Source organism: Veillonella parvula (genome assembly GCF_945949885.1).
Classification (GTDB): Bacteria; Bacillota; Negativicutes; order Veillonellales; family Veillonellaceae; genus Veillonella; species Veillonella parvula_B.
On record NZ_CAMFFZ010000002.1, the window covers coordinates 1 to 12,529 of the forward strand.

Genomic DNA, 12,529 nt, shown 5'->3' on the forward strand with positions numbered 1-12,529 from the left:
GTGGTGCATTAGCTGATAGTGTAACGAATGCAACGCGAACTATTAAACAAGCTGGAGGCCGTGATGATAAACGTTTGACAGCACTTGAACTTAATGAAGCTCGTAAACAGTTACAAGACGGATATGAAGCTGTAGATAGTGCTTTACATGGAGCTAAAATACGAGATGCAGTGACTGGTAAAGTTGAAAAAGTAAATGGTAAAGCTAAACGAGGTCCTAAAAATATTGATGATGCTGTTAATTTATCTGTATCAATTGGTAGTACATCACAGAAACAAGGTCAAACAGTAGATACTGCAACTTATAAAGGTGGTACTATTATTAGTGACGGTGATGTTCATCTAACGGCTCGTGATGCTAAGAAAAATGGTATTACTCTTACTGGTGAAAGCGTATCTGCTGAATCTATTAGTCTGGCTAGCGCTAGCGATATTAATATAGAGGCTGGTAAGAATACAGTAGATGTTAAAAATGATTATAAGAGTTCTGGCTGGAGTGCAGGTGCGAGTATTAGTTTAACTGGTGGTGGACTCCTTGATATTAATGCAAGTGGTTATATGGCACGCCAAAATGGAGATACTCATCAAGAAAGTTATGTACCAACAAAAATTAAAGCTGCTGAATTAGCGCAACTTAAGGCTAAACGAGATACGAATATTATTGGCTCTACTGTATCTGGTAAAAAGGTAGAAGTAGATACAGGTCGTGATTTACATATTCAAAGTTTGCAAGATGTAGATAACTTTAAAGAACATAGTAAGTCCGCTGGATTCTCTGTATCCTCGAAACCTAATTTCAAAGATCCAACTGGCAGTATAAATGCTAGCGTAGGACGAATTGATAGCAAATGGAAAAGCGTAACAGAACAAGCTGGCATTTATGCTGGAGAAGACGGCTATGACATTAATGTAGGTAATAGCACTACATTAGAAGGTGCTCTAATTAAAAGTAACGCTCCAAAAACTAAGAATAAACTGACTACAAAATCTCTAGAGATGAAAGATATCAAGAACGAAGCCGAATATACATATAGCAACAACGGTATTGGCTATAACTACTATGGCAGTAAAAAGAAACTCGAAGAGATGAAGACTAACGATAAAAAAGGCTATGATAAGATTTATAATAATATTGGTCTAGTTCCAAACTTAGGCGTAGGCTCTAAAGGTAAAGCAAGCTCTACTACTCAATCTGCTATTTCTGATGGTATACTAACTGTAGATGGTAAAGAAATTGATACTAAAACCATTAACACAAACACAGAAAATACATTACATCAACTAGATAAGATTTTCGATAAAAAGAAAATTGAAGAGCGCCAAGAATTAGCACGTCTATTCTCTAAAAATGCATTTGAACAACTACATAACTGGCAACCAACAACTAAGGATGGCAAAGCCGCTAAATCTATTGCACATGGAATCATAGGTGAATTAGCTGCACGTATAGCTGGTAATACACCAGGTAGCGGTTTTAAAGCTACTATGACTAATGAAATGTTAATTGATGAAATAAGAAAGTTAGCTAAAGATAATTCTGATTTAGCACAGTGGTTAAGTGCTGGATTGGGTGCTTTAGTAAACTTCTCTACAGATTCTGATTCTAATTTAGGTGCAGCTTTAGCGAGTTATGGAACAAAATGGAATGAGGTATCTGTTAGTCAAGTTGAGCGTTCTAATGAGACGTTTTTATATGAAAAAGATGCTGAAGCCAGTGCTTACAGGGTAAATTCTGATGTGAGTTATGAAGAAGTTTCTAATAGTTTGAATTTGGTAAAAGAATTAGGTCCAGTAGGAGTTGGGGTTGATTTTCGTGATGTATCACCAGACTTTTTTAGGTCGTTGGCAGAGGCGGCGAATAAGACTAATCCTTTTAAAGAAAATGGTGCCTTTTTAATGATGAATTTAAATTCAGATTATATTAATCAGTTAAACTATAAAGATAAGGGATTTAAGTTATTATCTCCTCGTAAATATGAATTTGTTGCGAACTCTCAATTAGGTAGTGTAATAATGCAGGGGATTGAAATGCAGAAAGCTATCAAAGATACAATTGAATTTGCTGTTAATAATGGTACGGCTGGTAAAGCTATCAACATAAAAACTAATATTTCATATAATAGAAGTTCTACAGGTGAGAAATTATTAGATTTGTTCCCGTTTGTAAGTGCAGGACGGCATGAGTTTAATTCAGAGGCTGAAATAGATTCAAGAAAGAAGATTTACACAAATTCATTATTAGTTGACAATTCAAATTATGAGTATCATAAAGGTACATCACCTTCAGATATATTAAATAATATAGGGGCTAGGGGAATGGAACTAGGGCATTTGGAACCTTATGAATGGATGATTAAATTTAAGCTAGAGGCTGTGCCGGTTGAAATGCTTAGGTTAGAAGAAATGGAGAAAAGAGATGAAATACGAATTATCGGAGATCGTATAGTCAGAAAGGCTCCTAGTATTGCTCTTATTAAGAGCGCAGTAGAGAAAAATGGTTCTGAGATTCCAAGTAAGAATAGTTTGGTTAATATAATTAACGAGCAATTAAACTCAGGAGGTAGACTAATAACTATATATGATGCTAAAAAAGAAAAAAATGTAAATTATATTGTATGGGTAAAAAATGGATAATGAAATACATAAAAATATTATTTGTCATAAGTAGTCTTTGTTTAGTATTTTTTATTTTGATAGTTAACTATCTTTTTTCAGATAACCGGTTTAATACTCCAGAGATTTATTATGATATTGAAGAAAACGTGTTAAATAGCTCTAAATCAGAGGGTGTTATAGCCAGAGATGTATATGGGATATATGAAATTGCAAATAAAGTTTTTTATATCACCTCTTATGGTTATGGTATTTATAATGAACAAACATATGAAAATAATATTGTTAGATATACTAATGAAAATACGATACCAACTGATGTAAAGTTAACTTTAAACCGGGTGTATTCATCAATTGAGCAGCTTGATAGTAGTGAACAGGATATATGGTCAAAAATTTTGAATAATGAAATTAAATCGCAAGATAAATTTCCAGATTGTTATGTTGTTAAGTATCCATTTTATCTTTCCGCGTTACAACATAAAATTCTTAAGTTAGATAATGGTGCGTTAATAGGTCATTATAGAGAATTTAGTATTCAAAACAAAGCACTATATTTTGTTGATTTTGGAACTATTGGAAAAATTGATTTAGAAACTAATCAGGTATATAAATTGTATACCTCTAAACTATTAATATCTAACTTTTCTAAAGTACATAAAAGTGATGAATTTGAGAATTATTTATTAGATGTATTAGAAAAAGAAAGAGTAAAAGATAAAGATTTATTAGATAATCATACTGTCAACATTCTGTTTTTAAATAATTTTTCTGATTTCAACCGTATGGATCAAGAAATATTTAGTGTATTGATAGATAAAATGATTCGAACTCGTAAAGCTCTTGATATAGAGAAATTAAATAATGTACCTATTGTTGATTATTTAAACGAATAACATAATACCTTGAAAAATGGTTACATTCCGAAATATATTATTAAATTGAATAAAAATAATGATTGCATTTATAATTATACAGGTGTATACTATTTTTTGTCAGAAGGAGAAAATGCCTGTCGGAATAGAAAATACCACGGTGCTTTCACAATTATCTGATATTGTATTGATTATATGAGTCTAAATAGATAGTGGTTTGTGAGGTGTTATCATGGGTAAAGCAAATAAAGTAGTACTCGCGTATTCTGGTGGTTTAGATACTTCTGTTATCATTCCTTGGTTGAAAGAAAATTATGGCGCTGAAGTTATTGCTGTGTGTGTAGACTTGGGCCAACCTGAGGATTATGATGCAGTTGAGAAAAAAGCGATTAAATCTGGTGCTTCTAAAGCGTATATCGTTGATGCTAAGGAAGAGTTTGTAAAAGATTATATTTGGCCTACTGTAAAAGCTGGTGCAATCTACGAAGGTAAATATTTATTAGGTACATCCTTCGCTAGACCTTTAATTGGTAAAATCCTTGTAGATATTGCTAAAAAAGAAGGGGCTGATGCAATCGCTCACGGTGCGACTGGTAAAGGTAATGACCAAGTTCGTTTTGAGTTGACTATCAAAGCATTAGCTCCTAACATGAAAATCATCGCTCCTTGGAGAGAGTGGGATTTGAAATCCCGTACAGACTGCATGGAATATGCTGCTAAACATGATATTCCAGTTGTAGCTACAAAAAAACATCCGTACTCTATGGACCAAAACGTATGGCATTTGTCCCATGAAGGCGGCGATCTTGAAAATCCAGCAAATGCGCCTAAAGATGATGTGTACTTGGTAACACATACTCCTGAACAAGCTCCAGATGAAGCTGGTTATGTAACTGTATCCTTCAAAGAAGGCGTACCTGTAGCTGTAGATGGTCAAGAAGGTACTCCATTACAAATATTAGAAAAACTCAACGAAATCGGTGCACACTATGGTGTAGGCGTTGTAGATATCGTCGAAAATAGATTGGTAGGTATGAAATCCCGTGGTGTTTATGAAAACCCAGGTGGCTCCATCATCATGTATGCTCATAGAGAACTTGAATACCTTTGCCTCGACAGAGCTACATACCACTACAAAGAACTCATTGCTAACAAATACGCTGAACTCGTATATGATGGCATGTGGTTTGCACCATTGATGAACGCGTTACAAGCGTTTGTTGACGAAACTCAAAAAACTGTAACAGGTGAAGTAAAACTTAAATTGTACAAAGGAAATATCATTTCTGCAGGTAGTACTTCTCCATATTCTTTGTACAGCGAAGATTTCGTAACATTTGAAGAAGATGACGTATACGATCAATCTGATGCAGAAGGTTTCATTAACTTGTTCGGTTTACCTCTCAAAATTAATGCATTGATGAAAGAGAAAGCAGGTAAATAATGGCTAAATTGTGGGGCGGGCGTTTCACAAAAGGCACTGATAAAGCGGTAGAGGATTTTACATCCTCTATCGCTTTTGATGCGCGGATGTACGCCGAAGATATTGCAGGCAGCAAGGCACATGCGACTATGCTGGCAAAACAACATATTATCTCCGACGCAGATCGAGATGCTATTTTAGCAGGGTTAACGAAGATTAAAGATCAGATTGATAAAGGAGAGTTCCCGTTCTCCGTGGCTCTTGAAGATATTCATATGAATATTGAAAAACGCCTTACTGATGATATCGGTGAAGCGGGTGGTCGTTTGCATACAGGTCGTAGCCGTAATGACCAATGCGCAGTAGACTTGCACATGTATGTGCGTAAAGCTGTTGTGGAAATGGGCGAGCTCATTGTAGATATGCAGAAAGCTCTCATTGAAACAGCTGAAAAATATAGTGACGTTATCATGCCTGGCTATACGCACTTACAACGGGCTCAACCTGTATTGTTTGGGCATCATATGATGGCCTATTTTTCTATGTTGGAACGCGATTTTGATCGTTTGTTGATGGTATTCAAACATGCTGACATCATGCCACTTGGGGCCGGCGCATTAGCTGGTTCTACATACGGCATTGATCAAACATATACGCAAAAGCTTTTGGGCTTTTCTCGTATTTACGAAAATAGTATGGACGCCGTATCTGACCGTGACTACGTAGTTGAATTCTTGTCCTTTGCATCTCTAGTGATGATGCACTTGAGTCGTCTTAGCGAAGAGTTGATCTTGTGGTCTACCAATGAGTTCAATTTTATTGAACTTGATGATGCTCACTGCACGGGCTCTAGTATTATGCCTCAAAAGAAAAATCCTGACGTTTGCGAGCTGGTTCGTGGCAAAACAGGCCGTACCTATGGTCATTTGTTAGGCCTTTTAACAACTTTGAAAGGCTTGCCTCTTACATACAACAAGGATATGCAAGAGGATAAAGAAGGTATCTTCGATGCTAATGATACAGTACACTTCGCATTGTCCATTAATGCGGCTATGATTCGTGGCATGAAGGTCAATGGGGCTCATATGAAAGCAGCTCTTGCTGACGACTTCTCTAATGCTACGGATATGGCAGATTATCTTGCGAAGAAAGGTGTCCCATTCCGTGAAGCCCATGAAATCGTAGGTAATGCGGTGCATCATTGCATCGAAAAAGGTTGTGTACTCCTTGATCTATCCGTAGAGGACTTCAAAGCTATTTCCAACCATTTTGATGCAGATATTCTTGACGCTATCTCCATCGAAGCTTGTGTTGCAGGTCGTAATAACTATTCTGGTACGGCTCCAGAATGTGTGGAACGACAGCGTAATAATGGTAAAATTATTATCGCTGCTGAGGAAAAGCAAATTGCTGAATGGAAAGCAATCGTTGAATCTGTACAAGAGTAGAGCTTAGTGCGGAATAAGCAGTAGATAAAAATAAAGAATAGTTATCAATAAAATCTGGAAAAATAAGATCGATATACATATAAGGATTTCATTAAGGGTCTAATATTGCCCATTATACTTATATGTATATCGATTTTTTATTTAAAAGCTAGACGATACCTATAAATCCCAAAATTCTAATTGATAATTCACTATTAAAATGATGCATTTGTGTGTACACATATAGTGGACTGTGAGGAAATAATAGTCTTGTACTAGGACACTATAACCGTGATAGATAGGAAAAATTACATCTATACACAGAATAAAATAGGGTAAAAATATACTTTGCCACAATTAAAATGAGTTCTGTTCAATTTTGATGATAAATTACCTATGATTTATTCAATTCGTGTAATATAGCTTGTCCGCCAATAAAGTACTTTTATTTTGGTTTCATAGGTGTTATTATTTAACTCGTAATAAGAATAAAAACGGTAAATTCACATTCAAGCCCATCACAGCACGAACTGGATTTACTTAGCGGTATATATATTTTAAGTGAATTATGGACGAGAAAAAATTCACCTTAGTGAAAGGGGATTGATACATGAAAACCACCGCTAAAAAAATGTCTGTATTCCAGCTAACCACAATGGTAGCAGCCAATATGCTAGGAGCTGGGATCATTATGTTACCAACTAATTTGGCTCAAGTTGGTACTATTTCAGTTTTATCTTGGCTCGTGACAGCTGTGGGTGCGCTTTTACTAGCGTATATTTTTGCTCAAGCGGGTATGTTCTCCCAAAAACAAGGGGGCATGGGCGGTTATGCAGAACATCGCTTCGGTAAAACTGGACATTTTATGGCGAGCTATGCTTACAGCATATCTCTCATCATTGCTAATATCGCCATTGCGGTATCTGCCGTAGGTTATGGCGCAGCTTTCTTTGGCGTTGACCTCAATGCGACACAAACAAGTCAGGTAACAATTGTGCTCTTGTGGTTTGCAGCGATTCTAAACTTCAGAGGGAATCGTTTCACAGGTCGACTCAGCAATATGACTATTTGGGGCTCTATTGTTCCGGTTTTATTAATCGGTACAATCGGCTGGTATTGGTTTGATCCATCTATTTATTGGGCGGCATGGAACCCAAATGATCTTCCGCTTTATGATGCGGTAAAACAATCTATTTCCCTAACTTTATGGGGCTTCCTAGGATTTGAGTCCGCAGCGGCTAATGCTGATGCTGTTGAGAATCCAAAGAAAAACGTACCTATCGCAACTGTGGCGGGTACATTAGCAGTGGCCGTGGTTTATATCTTGTCCACAAACGTTATGGCAGGTATTGTGCCTAACGTTGATTTATTAAATTCTAATGCACCATTCGGTTTGACATTCGTATACATGTTCAATGATACAATTGCAAACATCGTTATGGCTGCTATGGTTATTTCTTGCTTTGGCGCTTTGCTTTGCTGGCAATTCACATTGTCTCGCGTCTTCAAAAGTGCAGCAGAACATGGTTACTTCCCTAAAATATTCGCTCGTGTAAATAGCAAAGATGCTCCTGTTCGTGGTGTATTGATTTTACTCGCTGTTGAAACATTACTTACTTTATTCACTGCAAGCGAATCCTTGCGTGAGCAATTTGAAATCTTAGTAAACTTAGCGGTTGTAACTAACGTAGTACCGTATGTATTGTGCATTTTGGCAGTACCTACAATGATGCGTATGGCTGGCGTAGCTGAAAGTCGTATTAAACGCTCTAATTACTTGTTCGGTATAGGCGTTCTTTATTGTCTATATGCAATCTACGCATGTGGTTTTGATGCTATGGTAGGTAGCGCAGTGGCAGTAAGCATAGGTTTGGTGATTTATGTTTTGCGTAAAGCGTGGGATACACGCAGAGCACACCGCTTACAACAAAGTATTGATTAACTGAATACATCTCGTCTTATTAGAGGCTATTACTTCGGTAATAGCCTCTTTTTTATGATAATTATAAATTAGACTTATAATTCATGAGTGTCTAATTTGAAAAAACTTAAAGAGCATTTTTATTATTAATCAAATTTTTGCTGTGCATAAAAAGATTTTATAATAAAGTTTTTACGTTGCTTTGTTATTATTAAAATTAATATATATACCGTCTTATACAGTAAATATAATAAAAAATTATTTATATAAGTTAATTTATATGGTTTTATGCAGGATTGTGAATTTAATCACTAATCAATATTTTTTATCAGTATAAAAATTATATTGAAAATACGTGAAATATATATACCCATAAGGGGTATATGTATTGTAAATAGAGTGTTAATATAGTATATTTATAATCGATAAAAATGAATGAACTAGTGAGTGTCGGTATTTACCGAGCGTAAAAGAGGAAAATGGGTGAAAAACCCATACTATGCAAATAGCTGTAATGAGGAGCAAGGTTTCATTATAGGGTCACTGGGAAACTGGGAAGGCCGAAATGTTGCGATGAATCAGAGTCAGAAAGCCTGCTCTAAAGGCATGGTATACATATGCTGTGCTTAATTTGGGTTAGTCGGGCGACTAACCTTTTTTCGTTCCCTAGCCTTTAAGCTTCATCGCTATATAAAAAAGCTAGTACCATTAGTTTGTCATTTGAATTGTTGTTAGTGTTTAGAGAGTTTAGGAGGCGCCTATGGGCAAACGCTTTGTCAAACAATTGGGGCAATTTATTGTTACCTTGTTTGGCATCACATTTTTGACATTTTGTCTCACCTATTTAGCACCAGGTGACCCAGTAACGATGTTACTTGAAACGGCAGATACTATCGTATCTCAGGAGCTTATCGATGAAACTCGAGCTCAGCTTGGGTTAGATAAACCATTTGTAGTACAGTATGCAAACTGGGTCGTCAATGCCGCACAAGGTGATTTAGGGATGAGTTATTCTGCTAAAAAACCAGTAGTAGATCGTATGTTGGAGGCTTTACCAGGTACATTAATGTTAGCGGGTACGGCTTTAGTATTTACGCTGCTCTATGCATTGCCTGCAGGTATTATAAGCGCCTTAAATCGTAACAAATGGGTTGATTATGTGTTGAGATTTCTATCCTTCGTAGGCGTATCTATGCCTACGTTCTGGTTAGGTCTTGTACTGATTTACATCTTCGGTCTTAAATTGGGCCTTGTACCGATTGCATCCTCTCGAGTGACTGCGTCTGGTGTTATTTTGCCCGCTATTACTTTGGCAGTTGTTGTTGGGTCTAAATACATGCGTCAAGTGCGGCTCGTTATCCTTGAGGAAATGCAAAAGGATTATGTTATTGGCGCTCGTGCTCGCGGTGTTAGTGAGATAAAAATTTTATTCGGTCATATTTTACCTAATGCGGTGTTACCACTCATCACTATTCTTGGTGTTGTTATTGGTTGGTTACTAGGTGGTGTGGCAGTCGTAGAAATGGTATTCTCTTGGCCGGGACTTGGGAATATGGCAATTTATGCTATTACTATGCGCGATTATCCATTGATTGAAGGTTTTGTGTTGTGGGTTGCTTTAGCATATATGTGTATTAACGCATTGGTTGATGCATCATATATCTTATTAGACCCTAGATTGAAAAGGGAGAGAGCATAATGGCAGAATTTATTCAAAAACATAAATTGTTCTCTTTCTATAGTGGGTTGATGATTATCATTGTTCTCATCGCTATCTTTGCACCCTGGCTTGCACCGGGCGATGCTTTCACCTCAAATATAAATCAGGCATTGCAAGCACCAAGCAGCCAACATTGGTTTGGTACAGATAAATTAGGACGTGATGTATTATCTCGTATCATTTATGGTACTCAATTATCCTTGTTCATGGGCGTATCCATCGTCGTTATCATGGTGAGCATTGGTACTATCATCGGTGCTATAGCAGGATATTTTGGCGGCAAAGTCGAAATGGTCCTCATGCGCCTAGCTGATATTATGTTATCATTCCCTGGTATCGTATTGGCTATTGCTATTGCTGGTATTCTAGGTGGTAGCATTGTAAATACGATTTTAGCCTTATCTGTTGTAGGTTGGGCAAAATATGCTCGTATTGTACGTTCTATGACGCTCAAGGTGCGCGGTGAGGAATATGTAACGGCTGCTGTTATGATGGGCGCATCTACGACGGCCATCATCAGACGTCATATCATTCCTAATATTATGCCTCTCGTTATTACAACAGGTGCATTAGATATCGGGGCTATCATGATTGAGGTAGCAGGTTTATCCTTCCTTGGCTTTGGTGCTCAGCCACCGACTCCAGAATGGGGTCTTATGCTTAACGAGGGTCGCCAGTACTTGCAAACGAGTCCATGGCTCATGGCATTCCCTGGTATGTCCATCCTTATCGTGGTTGCTATTTTTAATCTTTGGTCCGATTCCTTACGTGATGTAGTGGATCCTAAAAACCAAGGATAATATAGTATATCTATTCATGTTTTGAAAGCTTTTGGTGGTAATTTCTCTTGTAAAAGCTTCTATGTGAATAGGTATAAATAATGGTTTTTCCATCACTGACTATTTTGGATTATCATAGTCTTGATGTTTAAATGTTTTTATGTTTTGTATGTAATTGTACAAGGAGATTTTACATGAAAAAATCTTGGAAAAAGGCTCTCTTAGCAGGCCTCAGCATTGTAATGATGGGTTCCTTCATCGCTGGTTGTGGTTCCGATAACAATGGTGCTGCTAATAAGGATGTTTTAAAAGTTGGTGTAACTAACTTTGCCTCTTCGTTAGATCCTACGGAAAATTTCTTCTCTTGGGTTGTCATGCGTTATGGTATAGGTGAAACATTGACTAAGTTTGATGAGCACATGAAGCCTCAACCTTGGATTGCATCTAAATGGGAAGTGTCTCCAGATAAGAAAACTTGGACTTTCACAATTAATGATAAGGTGAAATTCTCTAACGGTAAAAAAGTTGATGCCGCAGCGGTAAAAGCTTCTATTGAGCGTTCTTTTGAAAAGTCTAATATTGCAAAAACGTTCTTTAATTATGATTCTATTGAAGCAAATGGCCAACAATTAATTATCAAAACAGATAAAGAATATCCTAATATGCCAGGTCTTTTGGCAGATCCAATATTCTTAATTGTTGATGTGCAATCTGAAAAAGATGGCCGTAACTTCGCTAAAGAAGGTCCTATCGGTACAGGCCCATATGTAGTTAAATCTTTCACTAAGGAACGTGCTGAAATGGCGGCGAATGAAAATTACTGGGATGGTGCAGTACCGTTTAAAACCGTAGAAATCCCATCCATCGACGATCCTAATACGCGTGCTATGAGCTTGCAATCCGGTGATGTAGACATGGCTGTTAATATCGGCCCTGGTGAAATTGGCTTGTTCCAAGGCAATGACAAATTTAAAGTAGATGAAATTGCATCTCTTCGTGTTGTGTTAGCACGTATCAATCAAAAAGGTATTCTTGGTGACGACAAGGTTCGTGCTGCTGTAATCTCTGCAACAGACCGTAAAAACTATGCAGATGTATTATTAAAGGGTACATTCATTCCTGGTTCCGCTCCAATTCCACCATCTATGGACTACGGCTTCAATGACTTGAAAGATCCTAATGCGTATAATCCTGAACGTTCTAAACAATTGTTAGCTGAAGATGGCTGGAAAGATACTGATGGCGATGGTATCCTTGATAAAGATGGCAAACCATTAACATTCAACTTCGTTGTATATAACTCTCGTGCAGAATTACCACTTTATGCAGAAGCTGTCCAAGCCGATCTTAAAAAAGTTGGTATCGATATGAAAATCAAAACAGTTGACTACAACTTGATCGATAAAATGGGTCAAGATGGCGATTATGATATGCTTATCTCCAACATCGTAACTGCTAATACAGGTGATCCAATCTGGTTCTTAGCTAACTACTGGCATACTAATAATAATGGTTCTAACCCTCAAAACGGTTCTGGTTACTCCAATCCACAAGTTGACCAATTGTTAGATGCTGCTCAAACTGAATTCGACCCTGTAAAACGTCGTGAATATGCAATTCAAATTCAACAATTATTGATGAATGATGGCGCTGCATTGTTCTTAGGTTATCCTAAAACTAATATAATTACTGGTTCTTACTTGAAAGGTGCTGTCATGTACCCAAGTGATTACTACTGGATTACTAACAAAATTACAAAATAGTAAGGAGCT

At 37.0% G+C, this 12,529-nt stretch carries 8 protein-coding genes and 1 riboswitch; all 8 genes read left to right on the forward strand.

Features of this window, described 5'->3' with window-relative positions; all coding sequences use genetic code 11:
- The coding region (locus Q7O55_RS00955; RefSeq protein WP_303927720.1) for a hemagglutinin repeat-containing protein at positions 1-2,633 on the forward strand (2,633 nt) is incomplete at its 5' end.
- Positions 2,615-3,508, forward strand: coding sequence for a hypothetical protein (locus Q7O55_RS00960; RefSeq protein ID WP_303927722.1), 894 nt, complete (start codon positions 2,615-2,617; stop codon positions 3,506-3,508). The genes Q7O55_RS00955 and Q7O55_RS00960, both read left to right, overlap by 19 nt.
- 211 nt (positions 3,509-3,719) lie before the next feature.
- Positions 3,720-4,931: an argininosuccinate synthase gene (locus Q7O55_RS00965; protein ID WP_303927724.1), complete on the forward strand. Its 1,212-nt coding sequence runs from the start codon at positions 3,720-3,722 to the stop codon at positions 4,929-4,931.
- Positions 4,931-6,358, forward strand: coding sequence for an argininosuccinate lyase (gene argH / locus Q7O55_RS00970; protein WP_077707646.1), 1,428 nt, complete (start codon positions 4,931-4,933; stop codon positions 6,356-6,358). The genes Q7O55_RS00965 and argH overlap by 1 nt, the downstream gene beginning before the upstream one ends.
- Before the next feature lie 589 nt (positions 6,359-6,947).
- Positions 6,948-8,279, forward strand: coding sequence for a putrescine-ornithine antiporter (gene potE, locus Q7O55_RS00975; protein WP_004697529.1), 1,332 nt, complete (start codon positions 6,948-6,950; stop codon positions 8,277-8,279).
- A 407-nt stretch (positions 8,280-8,686) separates the two neighbouring features.
- Positions 8,687-8,874, forward strand: a riboswitch (cobalamin riboswitch).
- A 144-nt stretch (positions 8,875-9,018) separates the two neighbouring features.
- Positions 9,019-9,957 carry a nickel ABC transporter permease gene (nikB, locus tag Q7O55_RS00980; RefSeq protein ID WP_004697516.1) on the forward strand — a complete coding sequence of 313 codons (939 nt, stop codon included), beginning with the start codon at positions 9,019-9,021 and terminating at the stop codon, positions 9,955-9,957.
- Positions 9,957-10,778: a nickel transporter permease gene (nikC, locus tag Q7O55_RS00985; protein WP_021148552.1), complete on the forward strand. Its 822-nt coding sequence runs from the start codon at positions 9,957-9,959 to the stop codon at positions 10,776-10,778. The genes nikB and nikC overlap by 1 nt, the downstream gene beginning before the upstream one ends.
- A 173-nt stretch (positions 10,779-10,951) precedes the next feature.
- Positions 10,952-12,520, forward strand: coding sequence for an ABC transporter substrate-binding protein (locus Q7O55_RS00990; protein ID WP_009661893.1), 1,569 nt, complete (start codon positions 10,952-10,954; stop codon positions 12,518-12,520).
- Positions 12,521-12,529 lie beyond the last annotated feature (9 nt).

Coding starts and splice junctions, on each gene's coding strand:
- Q7O55_RS00960 (WP_303927722.1), top strand. CDS start 2,615: ATGGGTAAAAAATGGATAATGAAATACATAAAAATATTATTTGTCATA.
- Q7O55_RS00965 (WP_303927724.1), top strand. CDS start 3,720: ATGGGTAAAGCAAATAAAGTAGTACTCGCGTATTCTGGTGGTTTAGAT.
- argH (WP_077707646.1), top strand. CDS start 4,931: ATGGCTAAATTGTGGGGCGGGCGTTTCACAAAAGGCACTGATAAAGCG.
- potE (WP_004697529.1), top strand. CDS start 6,948: ATGAAAACCACCGCTAAAAAAATGTCTGTATTCCAGCTAACCACAATG.
- nikB (WP_004697516.1), top strand. CDS start 9,019: ATGGGCAAACGCTTTGTCAAACAATTGGGGCAATTTATTGTTACCTTG.
- nikC (WP_021148552.1), top strand. CDS start 9,957: ATGGCAGAATTTATTCAAAAACATAAATTGTTCTCTTTCTATAGTGGG.
- Q7O55_RS00990 (WP_009661893.1), top strand. CDS start 10,952: ATGAAAAAATCTTGGAAAAAGGCTCTCTTAGCAGGCCTCAGCATTGTA.